15 protein-coding genes are annotated in these 16779 nt (G+C 44.6%); 11 read left to right on the top strand and 4 right to left on the bottom strand.

Annotated features, from left to right (window positions below; all coding sequences use genetic code 11):
* Positions 1–66: 66 nt before the first annotated feature.
* Genes G7Y46_RS05120 through G7Y46_RS05110 form a run of 3 tightly spaced genes read right to left on the bottom strand, consistent with a single transcriptional unit; the run spans position 67 to position 2244 of the window.
* Positions 67–780, bottom strand: a complete 714-nt coding sequence (locus G7Y46_RS05120; RefSeq protein WP_165252975.1) for a DUF554 domain-containing protein — start codon at positions 778–780, stop codon at positions 67–69.
* A gap of 24 nt (positions 781–804) precedes the next feature.
* Positions 805–1359: a methylated-DNA--[protein]-cysteine S-methyltransferase gene (locus tag G7Y46_RS05115; RefSeq protein WP_165252973.1), complete on the bottom strand. Its 555-nt coding sequence runs from the start codon at positions 1357–1359 to the stop codon at positions 805–807.
* Between the two features lie 30 nt (positions 1360–1389).
* Positions 1390–2244: a class I SAM-dependent methyltransferase gene (locus G7Y46_RS05110; protein ID WP_165252971.1), complete on the bottom strand. Its 855-nt coding sequence runs from the start codon at positions 2242–2244 to the stop codon at positions 1390–1392.
* 190 nt (positions 2245–2434) lie between these two features.
* Here G7Y46_RS05110 and G7Y46_RS05105 point away from each other — a divergent pair, with 190 nt between their 5' ends.
* Positions 2435–3337 carry an ion transporter gene (locus G7Y46_RS05105; RefSeq protein ID WP_165252969.1) on the top strand — a complete coding sequence of 301 codons (903 nt, stop codon included), beginning with the start codon at positions 2435–2437 and terminating at the stop codon, positions 3335–3337.
* On the opposite strand, the gene G7Y46_RS05100 is transcribed toward G7Y46_RS05105, so the two are convergent.
* Complete coding sequence (locus tag G7Y46_RS05100; protein WP_165252968.1) at positions 3319–4875, bottom strand: helix-turn-helix domain-containing protein; 1557 nt, start codon at positions 4873–4875, stop codon at positions 3319–3321. The two genes, G7Y46_RS05105 and G7Y46_RS05100, sit on opposite strands and share 19 nt — an antisense overlap.
* Positions 4876–5096: 221 nt before the next feature.
* Here G7Y46_RS05100 and arcA point away from each other — a divergent pair, with 221 nt between their 5' ends.
* The 10 genes from arcA to nrfD (G7Y46_RS05050) form a co-directional block, all read left to right on the top strand.
* Positions 5097–6320, top strand: a complete 1224-nt coding sequence (arcA, locus tag G7Y46_RS05095) for an arginine deiminase (protein WP_165252966.1) — start codon at positions 5097–5099, stop codon at positions 6318–6320.
* A gap of 144 nt (positions 6321–6464) precedes the next feature.
* Entirely contained in the window at positions 6465–7460 is a 996-nt protein-coding gene (gene argF / locus G7Y46_RS05090) for an ornithine carbamoyltransferase (RefSeq protein ID WP_165062611.1), read from the top strand.
* Between the two features lie 78 nt (positions 7461–7538).
* Positions 7539–8495: a carbamate kinase gene (gene arcC, locus G7Y46_RS05085; RefSeq protein WP_165062610.1), complete on the top strand. Its 957-nt coding sequence runs from the start codon at positions 7539–7541 to the stop codon at positions 8493–8495.
* Positions 8496–8547: 52 nt separating this feature from the next.
* Positions 8548–10170, top strand: a complete 1623-nt coding sequence (locus G7Y46_RS05080) for a YfcC family protein (RefSeq protein ID WP_165062609.1) — start codon at positions 8548–8550, stop codon at positions 10168–10170.
* A gap of 253 nt (positions 10171–10423) precedes the next feature.
* Positions 10424–11449: an NrfD/PsrC family molybdoenzyme membrane anchor subunit gene (nrfD, locus tag G7Y46_RS05075; RefSeq protein ID WP_165252964.1), complete on the top strand. Its 1026-nt coding sequence runs from the start codon at positions 10424–10426 to the stop codon at positions 11447–11449.
* Positions 11446–12408 (top strand): SPFH domain-containing protein, encoded by a 963-nt coding sequence (locus tag G7Y46_RS05070; RefSeq protein ID WP_165062199.1) that lies wholly within the window; start codon positions 11446–11448, stop codon positions 12406–12408. The genes nrfD (G7Y46_RS05075) and G7Y46_RS05070 overlap by 4 nt, the downstream gene beginning before the upstream one ends.
* A gap of 30 nt (positions 12409–12438) precedes the next feature.
* The gene (locus G7Y46_RS05065; protein ID WP_241157058.1) at positions 12439–12885 is read left to right on the top strand and encodes a GntR family transcriptional regulator; all 447 of its coding nucleotides are present in this window, start codon (positions 12439–12441) and stop codon (positions 12883–12885) included.
* A gap of 245 nt (positions 12886–13130) precedes the next feature.
* Positions 13131–15614 (top strand): molybdopterin-dependent oxidoreductase, encoded by a 2484-nt coding sequence (locus G7Y46_RS05060; protein WP_165252962.1) that lies wholly within the window; start codon positions 13131–13133, stop codon positions 15612–15614.
* 5 nt (positions 15615–15619) lie between these two features.
* Complete coding sequence (locus tag G7Y46_RS05055; RefSeq protein ID WP_165062203.1) at positions 15620–16240, top strand: 4Fe-4S dicluster domain-containing protein; 621 nt, start codon at positions 15620–15622, stop codon at positions 16238–16240.
* 21 nt (positions 16241–16261) lie between these two features.
* A partial coding sequence (nrfD, locus tag G7Y46_RS05050; RefSeq protein WP_165252960.1) for an NrfD/PsrC family molybdoenzyme membrane anchor subunit occupies positions 16262–16779 on the top strand: 518 nt, incomplete at its 3' end.

The raw sequence follows: 16779 nt of genomic DNA, 5'->3' as shown, positions 1-16779 counted from the left end.
TGGAGCGAAGGCTGCGCAGCTTCAGAACATAATTCTTCTTCGATTTTATGCATCCGATATGTGCCCTTAAAAAGTAAGCCCAAAATTTGACGCTAGCGAAATTGCCGCAAACCAGATTGGCGGTACGAATAAAGCGGGCAGTAAATTCATTGTGGGAATATCTTTTATTTTCAAAATTCCTAATCCTGATGCCAATATGAGAAAGCCGCCAACGATTGTTATCTCGCACATAAGCTGCGAAGTAAGTAGTGGTGCTAATTGATTGGCTAATAGAAAAATGGCTCCTTGCCAGCAAAATAGAACGACTGCGGCAAGCGCAATGCCTATTCCAAATGACGATGCAAGCACCATAGATGTTACAAAATCTAGCGTAGCATTAGTGAATAGGTAGGTTTCGTCGCCGTATAGTGCGCTATTTATTGGACCCAATATGGAAAGCGTACCGAAGCAAAATAGCATTATGGCAGTTGAAAGACCTTGCGATAGGTTTTTCCCTTCACTGTCTTGTTTTGAATGCTTTGACACAAGTTTGTCGAACCGCCCAGATATATCTAGCCCAGTTCCTATAACGCCTCCAATAGCTAGACTTGCGATAAACAGTACCGGATATATGCTATCTGCCATACCTACTACAACCGCATTAATGCCTATGCCTACTGCTGCCAAGCCCATGGCTGCAAATAATATGTCTTGATAGCGCTGCCCTAATCCACGTTTGGCGGCGCTGCCTATGATTGACCCTATAATAATTGCAATCGTGTTGGCTATTGTTCCTATCATTTTGCTTTCTATCGCTTTCGAGGTTTACAGAGCAGTACCAGTTTTTGGCGCAAACATGTTTTGAGTGTAGGCGCCTTCGTGTTTTAATAGGTATATCTTTTTATCTATTCCGCCGGCATAACCGGTAAGATTGCCGTTTGCTCCTACTACACGGTGGCAGGGAATTATTATAGATATGGGGTTATGCCCAACAGCGCCGCCTACCGCCTGTGCTGACATTCGTGTTTTGCCATCTTCGCGCGCCAATTCGGCGGCAATATCACCGTAAGTGCGGGTTTGCCCATACGCAATGGCGCAAAGTTTTTTCCATACGCGCTTGCGAAAAGTACTACCATTAGGAGCTAGGGGTAAGTCGCTTATAGGTGGATTTTCGCCAGCGAAATAGCTGTCCAGCCATTTCTTCGTCTTTTTTATAACGGGCAATTCGTCGCCAGACTTTGTGGTGCCTTCTATGGTTGCTTCAAAATACTTTTGTCCTGAAAGCCATAGTCCAACTATATTTTTGCCATCGCTGGCTACAGTTATATCGCCAAGCATTTCGCTCTTATAGACGCTTTCATATATTTGAAATTCAACCATTTTACCCCCATCAGAATGCTTTGCTTTTGTTTAGAACTTATTCCAAGAGATAAATGCCCAAGGCACTTGCCGCGGATGTTTTAATGTAAGCATGCCGTCTTGACTTTCTAAATTTTGATCAAGCCATTTAGGCAAGCGTTCTAATGCATCTGGAAGCTTGGGTGAATTGTTGCCGACGGCAGTTGTAATCATCTCGGAGTATTTTTCGACAGCCTCTTCTTTGTCCGTAAAATAGTCACGGCGCTCGGTGGGTATATATCTAAGTTCAGGAATAAACCCCTGTGCTTTAAGTATGGCGATGGCGTAGACAAAATCGTAATTGGGTGGTACTTCAATTCCCATATCGCGAAGAAGTTTGTCATCTATTCGAGGGGATGCACCATGTGCCAATGTTACGCAAACACGCCGCTTGGCAATGGTGGTAAGTTTGGCAAGTGAATCTGCAAGATCGGATGTGGCAATAGAGCGAGATGCCACGCATACATCGTAGCTTTCTGGCAGTATTCCACATTCTTGCCAATTGTCTTCCCATGACAGCAATGTTGTTTTTACGCATGCTATATCGTGTTTTTGCAAGTTTTCATTAAGGCGATTTAGCATTACAGATGAGAAATCTGCTGCAAGTACATTATGACCTGCGGTGCCTAAAGGTACAGATAAGTTGCCCGTGCCGCATCCCATATCGAACACCGATTCTTCTGGCAATATTTCTGCAAGCTCTAAAAATTGACCAGTGTATGAACCGGGCGAATCTTTTCCTCCGAATGTCTTGGCGCGCGTATTCCAATAAGTTGACCCATGTGGTTCTGCGCGATTTGCCCAAGATGCTTTCCATGCATTGTTCCAATCTTGCGCGGTAATAAGACTATGCTGCTCGGCATGCATGGAGAGCTCCTTTGTATGTATAGCAATTATTCATAAATCAGTATATCGTTATTGTAAAATGCTGCTCTTTTGCTTTAGTAAAAATGTCTTTTAGAATTCCTCCTCGGCGTATGTAATACCCTTCACATGATTTTGCTTAGCTCTTTCAACTAATATAATGCATGTTATCTAGGATGGAAGGGTTTCGCGAATGCCCGATGAGCAAGACAACCAAAACAGCCAAGATGCGCAAACGAAAAAACAAACGCGTCGTTCAAAGCTTGCCCGCGTTTCAAACTTAAAGCGCCAAACATATTATGCGCTAGAAAGTGTTATGTGCGCGAATGCTGTAGGCAAAGTTATTGGGTGTGCGCTGTTCATATTAATAGTGCTAAATGCCGTAGTGGTGTTTATATCTACGCAGTCTGGACTAGACTCTTTTACATCTAGTGCCATTTCGGCGTTTTATACTTTCTCTACGTTATGTTTCTTTGCGGAATATCTGGCTCGTATTTGGGTAGCCGACATTGTGTTCGAGGACAACTCTAAGGCAAAAGCGCGCCTTCACTATATATGTTCGCCACTGGGGATAATAGATTTGCTGTCATTTTTCCCTAGCGTATTAGCATGGTTTATTCCTATGACACCTGCGCTGCGCACAATTGTAAACATTGTACGTTTGGTTCGTTTGGTGAAGATATCCAGATATATGCGGGGTCTTCGCACTATAGGGCGCGTATTAGAGAAACGTCGCCATGAAATAATAGCGGCTTTTCTTGTGCTTGCTTTGTTGATAATTGTCACCAGTGTGGTTATGTATGAAATAGAGCATCCGGTACAGCCTGACAAATTTAGCGATTTACTTTCGGGTGTCTATTGGGCGGTTACTACTATAACTGCTACAGGATATGGTGATATTGCTCCTGTAACGCCGCTTGGGCGTGCTATTGGTTCTGTCATTATGTTTTTATCGGTGGCGCTGGTAGCTATACCCGGAGGTATATTCTCAGCTGGTTTTGTTGCCGAATTTCAGAATGTGAATAGGCGTGGTAAAAAGCACGACAGTTCATCGGATGATGAAAATGATGTTGGCAATCAATCGGACAATAAATAAAGTATTCGCAGATACATACGCACATCGCCGTTGTCTAAGTCTTCTCCGATAGCTTGCTTAATTTTGCTAAGTCTGTACATAACTGTATTTCGATGCATGTGCATAATTTCACACACCATATTTATATGCCCTTCGCTGCGCAGGTATACACGCAATATTTCGTAATCGTTGGTGCCGCGTGTTTTGTCGGTTGTGCGCAAGCCTGCTATAGGATTATCTCTGACAATTAACTTTGCGATAAACTTTTCCGAATGCGCAAAAGGATCTGTGGCGAAGTATGGGAAGTATCTATAGAACCGATACATTGTTGTTGTTTCAGTATCTTGACCTTCAAATGCTATATAGCGCTGTGAATATCTGTGTCCATAATTTAGTGCAATGCGCGCCTTTTCCAGCGCAAAATCGGCTTTACTTAAATGCGTGAACCTGTCAGATACGCCAATTTCTACATCCATGCGCTGCGCCAGATTGCAAAGCGCCTTTTCGGTGTCAATTAAATTTTGCGGCTTATTTGAATCGGCGCAAATTAGCACGACGATTTTTTCTTCGTTTACAGCTACTTTACATTCGGGGATTTCTGTAAGTATAAGCCTTGCAAAATATTCGGTTGGCATTGTTTTCCAAGCACTATTTGCGACACATATCTCGAATAGCCCAGTTGTGGGAAGTCCGTGCATACGCGCGCGCTCTTCCAGACCGGCTTTGTCGTATGTGTTGCCGCTTAAAACTTCTTTTAGGAAATATGTATATCGTTGCTCAAGCGGGTTTTCCAGTCGCCAATAGCGCGAAAGGCATACCTCAACTTTTTTCGCAAGAAGATTGAATAGAAATATGTAGTGCGGTGTTATGCGAGTTGGGGAAACCATTATTAAGTGTGCAGCGTAGCGCCCATGGCGCTTTATAACATGGCTGGCATACGGAAAACCGTCCAATATGCTTTCATCGTTGTTTGCTATTGTGAAGTCTTGTGAATTCCACTTATGCATAAGTCCGCTTTGTCTTATTTGGTCAACCGTTTTTTGGCTGTAACATCCATGTTCTACAAAATATTGGCTGTGTTTATCTAGTGGGTGCAAATTGGGAGTATGGGCAATGTGCGAAAAGGTGGAATCCGATAGACCTACATAGCATTTAAGCACGCTTTCGCTAGCTTTTAGAAGATCTTGGTTTATGCAGCCGTCCTCTAACATTTGTGCCATTTTGTCATTCCATTGAATTATATTTACCAATCTGCGTTGAAGGATGTCCGCCACAGTAATGGGTGGTAAGTCGGTACTGATGAAAATGTGGTCGGAATTTTGGTCCCATTTTGATTTATCGGGGTCGGGGCGTGTTATTACGCATGTTGCATTCTTGGGCGCAAACGATACATTTTCTACAACATATACTGTATTGCCTACAGTTTTTGAACTGATGCTTTCTGTATCCGGAATGGCGGAAATCCAGCCAAATTGCGAATTGGGGTGCTTCGGTTGCTTTAGTACTGCAATGCTGGAACGCTCACAAAGTCCAACAATAATATCAAGCGGAAACATCATGATGAAGCGCCTCCCCAAACCGTTACCTATTCGTATCGCGCTTTGCTATTTCGCGTTAAAAATCCAATATTTTATGTTAATTATAACCATAAAATTTAAGAAAATATGGCTACTTTACACATAGTAATTAGAACCAGTGATTTCTACAATTGAAGCATAGTTATAGCGTCTAAACGGGCGCAAAATCATCAGTACCGATCCCAGAAAGAAGAGGTGGTACCATGTCAGGCGTGAACGTTAGAAGCGAGATCATGCCGCTGAAGAAGGTTCTACTTCACCGTCCCGGAGATGAGCTTTTGAACCTTACTCCGAATACGTTGGAGGAATTGCTCTTTGACGACATCCCATTTCTAGAGGTGGCGCAGGCTGAGCACGATGCCTTTGCGAAAATACTTCGCGATGAAGGCGTAGAGGTAGTTTATCTTGAAGATTTGATGGCTGAAGTTCTAGATCAGTATCCTGAACTTCGCGAGAAATTCCTGAAGCAATGGATTTTTGAAGCAGGTATTCGCACTGAGCGTTATCAGAAGATCATTTATGATTACATCAACGACAGCTATCCTGCTAATAAAGATTTGGTGCAAAAAACTATGGCGGGTGTTAACCTGCAAGAACTTCATACCGATAAAAGCGATTCGCTGGTAGATCTTGTAAGTGACACATCTAAATTGGTATGTGCGCCAATGCCAAATCTTTATTTCACGCGCGACCCATTTGCCATGATAGGTAATGGCGTATCTATTAATCGTATGTATTCGCAAACCCGCAATAGGGAAACTATCTACGGCGATTACATTTTCAAGTACCACAAAGATTATCAGAGCGTGCCGCAATACTATGAGCGCGATTATACGTTCCACATTGAAGGCGGCGACATACTGAATATTAACGAAAATACCTTAGCTATTGGTATTTCGCAGCGCACCGAGCCCGACGCTATTGATCAGATTGCGAAGAATATTTTCTACTCAGACACTTCTCCTGTAGAGACAATTCTGGCATTCAATATTCCGAACTCTCGTGCGTTTATGCACCTTGATACGGTATTTACTCAGATTGACTACGACAAATTCACCATTCATCCGGGCATTATGGGTCCGCTGACCGTATTCGAAATTAAGCCTGATGGTGAAGGCGGCATTCATGTGCGCGAGCGCAATGAAACTCTCGAAGAGGTACTTACCGAGTATGTTGGCGAGAAAGTGAAGCTAATCCCATGCGGCGGTGGCGATCGCATTGCTGCCGAGCGTGAACAGTGGAACGATGGCAGCAACACCTTATGCGTGCGCCCGGGTACTGTTGTGGTTTATCAGCGCAACAACGTTACCAACGAAGTGCTGCGTAAAGAAGGCATTAACGTTTTAGAGATGCCGTCTGCTGAACTGTCACGTGGTCGTGGTGGTCCGCGCTGCATGAGCATGCCTATCTGGCGCGAAGATCAGTAGTAAATTAGTTGCAGCTGCGATGCCTATACACAGCTGCAACAATTCGTTATTTGAAGTTGGAAAGTAGTGCCGTGCTGATTAGTAGAAAACTAGTTGAGGCGCAGTATTGATCGGGTCAATAGACCCTTTAGGAAAGGAACTAACATGCCAGTTAATCTTAGTGGCCGTAGCTTTTTGAAATTGCTCGACTTTACTCCAGATGAAATTCGTTACCTTATCAAGCTTTCACGCGAGTTTAAAAGCCTGAAGATGGCTGGCGTTCCGCATCGCTACCTTGAGGGCAAAAATATTGTACTTCTGTTTGAGAAGACTTCTACTCGCACACGCTGCTCGTTTGAGGTTGCGGGCTACGATTTAGGTATGGGTGTAACCTATCTAGATCCCGGCTCTTCTCAGATGGGTAAAAAAGAGTCTATTGAAGATACCGGGCGTGTACTTGGACGCTTCTACGACGGTATTGAATATCGCGGATTTAGCCAAGAGCTTGTAGAGGAATTGGCTAGTGTTGCGGGCGTTCCGGTTTGGAATGGTCTTACCGACAAATTCCATCCAACGCAGATGATTGCAGACATGATGACTATTGAAGAAAACTTCCCAATGGGATTGAAGGGTTTGAAGTTTGTCTTCTTTGGCGATTGCCGCAACAATATGGGCAATTCACTGATGGTTACGTGCGCTAAACTTGGTATGCATTTCGTCGGTTGTGGTCCCGATGATTTGAAGCCCGAGGCTAGCCTAATAGATACCTGCAAAGAAATTTGCAAGGAAACGGGCGGCTCTGTTCACTTTACAGAAGATCCCAAAGAGGCTGCTAGCGGCGCTAAGGTTATCTATACCGACATTTGGGTATCTATGGGCGAGCCCGAAGAGCTTTGGGCAAAGCGCATTAAAGAACTAGAGCCTTATCGTGTAACCACAGAAATAATGGATACGGCTGATGAGGATGCAATATTTATGCATTGCTTACCGTCTTTCCACGACACGAACACCACAATCGGCGCTGATATCGCTGAGAAGTTTGGCGTTACCGAAATGGAAGTTGCCGACGAGGTATTTGAATCTAGTCGTTCGAAAGTGTTTGACGAAGCCGAAAACCGTATGCACAGCATTAAGGCGGTTATGTACGCAACTATGCGCTAGTTAATGAAAGAGCCGTAGGGTTGCGTTGTCTTGCGGCTCTTTGTTCTGTCCAACACAACAAAGGAAGGGGTGATACAGTTGGCATACGCAAAAGGCGATGGCAAAAGCGTAGTTATTGCGCTCGGCGGTAATGCACTGGGAAACACTCCCGAGGAACAGCTTCAGTTGGTTGAAGAAACCGCAGTTCATATTGCAGATATGATAGCTGAAGGCATAAATGTTGTAGTATCGCATGGCAATGGACCGCAGGTCGGTATGATATCGAATGCGTTTTCGGAAGCCAGTACAAGCGATTCCTCTATTCCGGAGATGCCGTTTCCAGAGTGCGGAGCTATGAGCCAAGGCTACATTGGCTATCAGCTTTCCCAAGCGCTTTTGGGAGAATTGAAGCGCAGGTCTATCCTTCGCTCTACTGCATGCGTTATGACGCAAACGGTTGTATACCCAGAAGACCCGGCTTTTCAGCATCCAACTAAACCAGTCGGACCATTTTTCACCGAAGAAGAGGCAAAGCAGCGCGCAGAGGAAACGGGCGCTACATATGCCGAAGATGCGGGTCGTGGTTGGAGAATGATGGTTGCGAGTCCAAAGCCGCAACGCATTGTAGAGATAGACGCTATCAAAGACCTAATGGATGACGGATATGTGGTTATAGCAGCGGGTGGCGGTGGCGTTCCCGTGTTCGAATATGACGATTCATATCACGGCGTTCCTGCTGTTATAGACAAAGACCGCACCAGTGCGAAGCTGGCAGCTGGTTTTAACGCAGACATGCTCGTTATTCTGACGGCAGTTGAAAAGGTTGCCATTAATTTTGGCAAGCCAAATCAACAAGATATTGACCACATGAGCGTTTCGGAAGCGCGCTCTTATATCGAGGAAGGACAATTTGCTCCAGGTTCGATGCTTCCAAAGGTGCAGGCATGTATAGAGTATCTAACTGAACATCCAAAGGGTACTGCACTGATTACGTCTCTTGAAAAAGCAGCCGAGGGCTTACGCGGCGAGACGGGCACCACCATAACGGTGGGGTAGGGTGTATACCCTGCGACTCGGATATATCCGAGTCTAGTAGAAAGGTAAGATCATGTCAGCTGAGAATACTGGCACGAAGCAAAAGAAGAAGCGTGCAGCTATTTCCGCTTTTACAATTTTGCTAATTATCCTCGTTGTTCTTGCGGTCATAACCATGATTATGGGCGCACTCGGGGTAGAAGGTGTGGAAGGCGCAACTCTTGCTAATATAGTTACTGCTCCCGTACTTGGCTTCCAAGATGCAATTGGTGTTTGTCTGTTCGTCCTCATCCTGGGCGGCTTCCTCGGAATAATTACCGAGACAGGCGCATTGGATGCGGGCATCGCAGCACTTGTGCATAAGCTTAAGGGCAACGAACTTATTCTTATTCCTATCCTGATGTTTATCTTCTCTGTTGGTGGCACTACATATGGCATGTGCGAAGAAACAGTGCCATTTTATCTACTGCTAGCAGCCACGATGGTTGCTGCTGGATTCGACAGCATTACTGGTGCGGCAGTTGTTCTCCTAGGTGCTGGTTGTGGTGTTTTGGGTTCTACGGTTAATCCGTTTGCAGTAGGTGTTGCCAACGATGCGCTAAACAGCATGGGCATAGTGCCCGATCAGGTAGTAGTAATGGGGCTAGGTGTTGTGCTTTGGTTGTCTACACTTGCTATCTCCATTGTATTTGTTATGCGTTACGCTAAAAAAGTAAAGGCTGATAAGGGTTCTACTATTCTTTCTCTGCAAGAGCAGGAAGATATGATGAACGAATGGGGCATGGTCGAATCTGAGGTTGAGGCTGCTTCTGACGATGAGAAGCCTGCTCCTAAGATGACTGGTCGCCAGAAATGGTCGCTTATCGTATTTGCTTTGACGTTTGTAGTTATGATAGTTAGCTTCATTCCTTGGGAAGACTTGGGCGTAAATGCGTTTGTTGAGGGCGCAACTTATGAAGAAGTTGTAGCGCCTGTAGATGCTGAAGAAATAACTAGTGTGTATGATGAAGCCACAGGTACTGCACTGACACTTGAGGGCGATGTAGAGGCTACAGCTACATCTGAAGAAGAAGTTACACCTGCTTGGTCTTCGTTCCTAACTGGTCTTCCGCTGGGACAGTGGTACTTTGATGAAGCTTCAACATGGTTCCTAATCATGGCTCTTATCATTGGTGTTATAGGTGGCGTATCTGAAAGCCGTTTCGTTAAGACGTTTATCAGTGGTGCTGCCGACATGATGAGTGTTGTTCTTATCATCGCTTTGGCTCGTTCTATCACGGTGCTTATGGGCGAGACTGGTCTGGATATGTGGATTCTTACCAATGCGGCAGCAGCTTTGGCGGGACTATCGGCGCTGATTTTCGCACCGCTATCGTTCTTGCTCTATGTGGTTTTGTCGTTCCTGATTCCGTCTTCTTCCGGCATGGCAACTGTGTCTATCCCCATTATGGGCGGTTTGGCGAATGGGCTTGGATTCTCGCCAGATGTTATGACGATGATCTTCAGTGCCGGCAATGGTCTTGTGAACCTGTTCACACCTACATCGGGCGCTATTATGGGCGGCTTAGCATTGGCTAAGATTGAGTACACCACATGGTTGAAGTTTGGCTGGAAGCTGTTCTTGATACTTGGTGTGGTCTGTCTAGTTATACTTACGGTAGCTATGATGATTATACCCGGACCAGCTATAAGCTAATCTTTGCTCAGCAAAGGAAAGTCCTCGTTTCGGCGCTCCTTCGGGAGCGCCTTTTGTGTGAATTGTGCGCCTTAGATGAGGTGATGCTGCGTTCAGAAGCTGCCAGCCTTCACTCCGCACTACCTCCTCTAAGGCTCTGCGTTTGAAATAGGGTGTTGAGAAAACTTAATGTCGCATTTTATTGCGTCATAGGTGATAGAATTGCAAGTAGATGCGTATAGTAATATTGCACGCTGCAAAAGGAAGTTGTGCAGTGCTAAACGAACTGACCATACTTTATCTTTTTCTTGGAGGAGCCGGAGCCGGTTCTCTTGTAGTTCTCTGCATTTTAGAGATTGTTAATTTGCGACATGTGGCACACGCACAAAACCAAAGTTCATTTTCTCCCGACAGTTTTACAGATGAAAATTGCCTCGAAGGTATTCTGAAGTTAGCGTGGCCGATATGCTTTATTACCATAGTGTTTGCCGTTCTTTGTTTAGTGTTCGACTTGGGAAGACTAGATCGCATCATTAATATATTCATTACCCCTGCACCATCTATTATGAGCGTTGGCGCTTATGCTATTGCCATTGCGCTTGTTTGTGCTGCAATCAACAGCGCATGGCGGCTTTTGGGCTGGGAGAACATTGCCGGCGCGGGTACTTTGGTGCTGTCTATCGTTGGCTGCGTATCCGGTATTGTGGCAGCTGTGTATACCGGAATGCTGCTTCAAAATATGCCCTCAATTGTATTCTGGATGAATCCGCTATTGCCCGTTGTGTTTTTGCTGTCTTCTATTTCTAGCGGTGTTGCATTGGTGCTTTTAGGTAGTGTTTTTGTGAATACCAGAGATAGCGCTCGAAAATATCGGGTAGTAGTGTGGCTTTGCAGAACCGATATGATAGTTGTGATGCTAGAGACTGTGTCCATTATTGCGTATCTGTTTATAGCGAAAAGCATGTCTGCATCTGTTACCTCTACCGATGCCTTGTTGATTGGCGATTTAGCGTGGATTTTTTGGGCAGGAGTATTTTTATGCGGGTTAGTGGGTCCTGTTGTTATGGAAATTATTATTGTTAAAAGTTTATCTAGTGCGCTTGTGTTATGGGTGGTGCTTTTTGCGCTTACTGGCGCTTTAGCGTTGCGTGTGTGTTTTGTGCAGGCTGGCATGTACGACATTACTCAGAATATATCCAAAGCTTTCAATCTTCCGGTCAAATCTGATGCGGCTGAACCGGATTTAGCAGTTCTGTCATTTACGTATAACGTACAACTTTCAGGAAGGGAGCTTGTATGAGCATCTTTCGGAAAAGCGATAAAGCCGATCGAGCCGATGCAGATACTCGGGCGTTCCGTAAAACACCGGGGTATTTACCCAAGCGTTCATCGCGAAATGGCGCAATAATTTTCAGCATTACTTTATTTGTTGTTGCGTGTGTTTTGGTATGGGCGATATCTTGGTTTGGCTTAGGCTATGTGGGGGTTGGCACCATAATATGCATGTTGATTGCCGGTCTATTTATGGTTTCGTCTTTTCATATTGCACTTCAGTGGGAAAAGGTTGTAGTTTTGCGGTTTGGGGAATTTAACAGAATAGCCGGACCCGGGCTTTATTTCACCATTCCGGTTATAGAGCACGGCACAATTCGTATAGATCACAGAATAGTGGCAACACCATTTTCAGCTGAGAAAACGCTTACAGCCGATCTTGTTCCTATAAACATAGATGCGGTGCTTTATTGGGTTGTCTGGGATGCTGAAAAGGCTTGTATCGAGGTAGAAGATTACTACAGTGCTGTAGTTTTTCTGGCGCAAACGGCGATGCGCGAGGCTATTGGGCGCTCGGGTGTGGCGGAAGTGGCGCTGCGGCGCGACCAGCTAGACATAGAGATAAAAGAAGCAATAGAAAAAGAGGTGTCTAATTGGGGCGTAGATATTATATCGGTTAGGGTGCGCGATATAGTTTTGCCAGATGAACTTCAGGAAGTTATGTCACTTGAGGCGCAGGCTGATCGTATGAAAAGCGCGCGTATGGCTGTGGTGGGTGCAGAAGTTGACATAGCTGAAATTCTTAAAGATGCAGCATCGGTCTATAATGATCCGGATGCCGCTTTGCGTCTGCGCACGTTACTGCTGCAATACGATACTGTAAAGGGGTCTAACAGCGCTGTAGTTACGCTGCCTAGCTCGTTGTCTGGGACAAGTGAAACAGCTGAATCTGCTATGGATCAATTAATACAGGGCTTAAATAGTTAGAACGATTAATTTAGGCATAGGGGAATGGGTTTGAAAAAGGCAAAAATTGACAACAACTGGGATGCTCTTTTGGAAAAAACTTCAATGGGTGGAATTGAAACGCTAGAGATAAACTACGAAAGCGGACTACCAGTTTGGATGCAGGTTAGAAATCGCCTAGCGTATCTTATTGCTTCGGGGGAATACAAAGCGGGAGACAGATTGCCCACGGTGCGCGCGTTGGCAGTTAATCTGGATATAAGCTACAACACTGTGAATCGGGCTTATATGGACTTAGAGCGCGAGGGCTATATATCTACACGGAAAGGTCGCGGCACTTTTGTAGCCGAAATAGAGGGTAAAGAAATAGTTGCGATAGATGATTCGCTAACCTCGCTGGTAGATGAGATGATTCGTGCCGGCTCGAATGCCGGTATGAGTGATGATGCTATTTTATCTATGGTGCGCAGCCGTATGGACCATAGGAATTCAGCGTAGTTTTTCGTACCAAGAAGTTTGCGAACGACCTTTATGGCAATTCAGCAATAAAAATATCAATTTGTCATCAAATAACGATTGATTGTCGCAATACATTGTGATAATATGACAATCAAATAATCGGCCGATTCTCATTTTAAGGAAATCCCGCAGATACCCTGTAGACAAACATATAGGGAATTGTTGTGCGGGTGCCTGCAAGATTTCCTAGAGCATTCTTATAAGTAAGAATGAGAGGAGAAAACATGTCGGACACGATTCAAGGCAAGACAGGTCTAACTCGACGTAGCTTTCTAAAAACCACAGCGGTAACAGCCGGCATGGCGGCAGTTGTGGGTGCGTCAGCTACAAACACGCTACAGGCTTTCGCGGAAACTAAGCAAAACAATGCTGCAGTTGATGAAGAAATTTACTTCGGTCAATGTCGCGGTAATTGTATGGGCGGATGCAGACTTAAAATAAGAAAGCGTGATGGTAATATTGCAAACGTCGATATGGCTGAATTCCCTATTCCTGAATACAACAGGATATGCTCGAAAGGAATAAGTCACCCGCAGCGTGTTTATAACTCTGAGCGCGTGAAATATCCTATGCGACGTGTGGCGGGTACGGCGCGTGGCGAAGGGGTTTGGGAGCGTATCAGCTGGGAGGAAGCCATAGATGATATAACTTCCAAATGGAAAGAACTGCAAGAAAAATATGGGAAAAACTGTATAGTAATCTCTCAGGGTACGGGCAGCCAAGGAAAAATAGGCTATGGCGGCTATAACTACCTTGCAAGATTAACGGGTGCGTCAACAACTAATGGAAATTTTGACGGAGCCGGACTGGGCATGTCGGTTAAAGTGGTCGGCATGACCCCATATCTAGCAGGTAACACTCATATAAATGATATGGATGCAAAAACCGTGTTGCTTTGGGGATGTAATCCAGCTGAGGCAAATGTTGTAGATTTTAAATTCGTTATGGAGGCGCACGACAGAGGAGCAAAACTCATTCATGTTGATCCTGTTTACAGCATCACTTCTTCTAAATGCGATCAATTTGTTCCTATTAAGCCCGGTACCGATACTGCGTTTTTCTTATCTTTAATAAAAGTATGCGCTGATAATGATTGGATAGACAGAGATTTCTTAATTAAAAATACCGTGGCACCATACCTTGTGAAAGAAAATGGTAAGTACTTGCGCATGAGCGATTTGGGTGTAGCGCCCACAGAGGGCCCTATAAGCACCACTACAGGCAAGCCCACAATGATAGATCCAATTGTTGTATGGGATGCCGATTCTCAGACGCAATCTGTTGCGGGTCAATCAGTAAATCCTGCTATTGAAGGCACATATGACATAAATGGGTTTAAAGTGTCTCCAGCATATCAACTTCTCGTTGATACAGTGCAGGAATGGACGCCAGAAAAGGCGGAAACAGTTTGCGACATTCCGGCTGATACTATAGTGGAAATAGCCGATCGTGTTGCTAACATGGGTCCAACTACACTATGGTGTGGTTTCGGCGTTGACCACTATGCAGGCGGACATAAGGGTTATCATGCCGCACTCGCACTGTTTGCCATTACGGGCAATTATGGCAAAAAAGGTGCCGGCATGAGCGGCACTATACCGTGCCAATTGTCTTACGCGGTAAATAATCCTAAAATTGCAACAGTCAAAGGTGTAACGCCCGGTCCTTCTATTCCAAACGTTAAGTTAACTAAAGTATTTGATACAAAGAAACTTGGAGACGTTCCGGTTGATATGCACAGCTTCTTGCTGGCTAAAAGTAATGCATTGGCGAATATAACAAATCGTTTAGACACGTTGCGTATGTATAACGGTATGGATTTGGTTGTAGTTGCCGATCATGAAATGACAGATACTGCGCGGCATGCTGACTATGTTCTTCCAACTGCCGGATGGTTTGAATATGAAGATATCGTAATGGGCAACCAGACTCCATTCATAAACATACAAGAGAAAGCAATTGAGCCGCTGTACGAGAGTAAGCCCGACTACGAAATTGCGCAGCTTTTAGCAAAAGGCATGGGCTTTGATATGCCGTGGACTGCTGCAGAATTCCTTGATGACCATTTTGATAACAAATTAGCTCAGATGTATGGGTTCACAATGGATCGTCTGCGTAAAGAAAAAGTATTTGTTACAGCAGAGGGTGGTTTAGAGATACAAGGTGCAGGCGGTAAATACACGACTCCTACTGGTAAGTTTGAATTCTATCTTGAAGATGTTAGTAGATCTATTGCGTGGGAAGGTGCAGACGATGGCGATGTGTTTGATGAAAGTCTAGAGCATCTGCCTCATTTTGAGCCTCCTATGGAAGCTTGGGAAGAAAATCCTCTGTTTGCGAAATATCCTCTTATATTTACGTCTATACGAAACAGATTCCGCACTCATACGCAATTCTATAGTTGCGATTGGATGCGTGAACTTAGACCAGAAGCCACTATAAGATTAAGTCCTCAAGATGCTGCGGCGCGTGACATAAAAACTGGCGACATGGTTCGCGCGTATAACGACCGAGGCGAAATGGTAGCTCGTGCTGAAATCAATAACGGTATAAGAGCAGGAATGGTTGTATATCCAAAAGGATTTCAAGCTTTCGAACATGTAAAAGGATGCAGTTCAGACCTTACATCAAATCATGTTCACCCGGCGTTCTATAACAATTATTACTTCGATGCTTTATGCGAAGTAGAGAAATATGAGGGGGCTTGAGAGATATGAAATACGGAATGGTCATAGACTTAAAAAGATGTATAGGCTGTCATACATGTGAGGTTGCATGTAAAGCTGCTAATAACGTTCCGCAAGGTGTGTGGTGGAATCGTACACTAACGCAGGGTTCTGAAGTGCTTGATTCGCCGGGGGGAACTTATCCCAATAACTATATTCAACCCATAACCATTACTTGTCAGCATTGCGAGAACCCAGCTTGCGTTAAGGTGTGCCCAGTAGGAGCAACTTACAGAGACGAAGAAACTGGTGTTGTGCGACAAGATTACGACAAGTGCATCGGGTGTCGTATGTGTATAAGCGCTTGCCCATACACAGGTGTGCGTAGCTTCAATTGGGAAGAACCAAAATATGCGTTGGATTTTGCAACGGGTGATATTGATATACCTAAACACCAAAAGCACGTAGTTGAGAAATGCACATTCTGCTACCAGAGACTTGCTAGGGGAGAAAAACCTGCTTGTATGGTTCTCTGCCCGGGCAATGCGCGCTTTTATGGTGATTTAGACGATCCCAATTCGGAAGTATCAAAATTAATATCTACGCGTGCATATAAACAACTGTTACCTGATCGTGGTACAAAACCTTCCACCTACTATCTCGAATAACTGCAGGTAAGGGGATAAATTATGACTGAGACAACTTCTGCGGCTACTGCCGCCAATGTCAAATCGCCCACATCAGGCGAACAAAAACAAGCAAAGCCTAAGGGTGCATTGTTTAACAACAAGGGTGTAAATATAGGAATTTTGGTGTGTGCAATACTTGCTGTAGCAGGAATTGTGCTGTGGGGTATACAGCTTACAGGTGGCATGGTGCAAACATCCATGAGAAACCTTGATAGCTGGGGCTTATACATTACTATGTTCATGTTTTTTGTAGGTCTTAGTGCAGGAGGTCTAATCATATCTTCTGTACCTAAGGCATTTGGAATACAAGGTTTTGGAGCAATTAGCAAAATCGCAGTATTTTCTTCTATTGCATGTACCATAGCTGCTATTGGATTTGTAGTAGTAGATTTGGGACAACCTGCGCGCCTTTGGGAGCTATTTGCATACTCAAATCTTGCAAGTCCGCTAATGTGGGACATCATAGTATTGGGTATATATCTAATACTGTCTTGTGTATATCTTTGGGCACAGCTGAA

The organism is Adlercreutzia sp. ZJ304, assembly GCF_011039075.1.
Taxonomy (GTDB): Bacteria; Actinomycetota; Coriobacteriia; order Coriobacteriales; family Eggerthellaceae; genus Adlercreutzia_A.
Note: the sequence above shows the minus strand (reverse complement) of the source record. Positions and strands in the feature narration are given on the sequence as shown.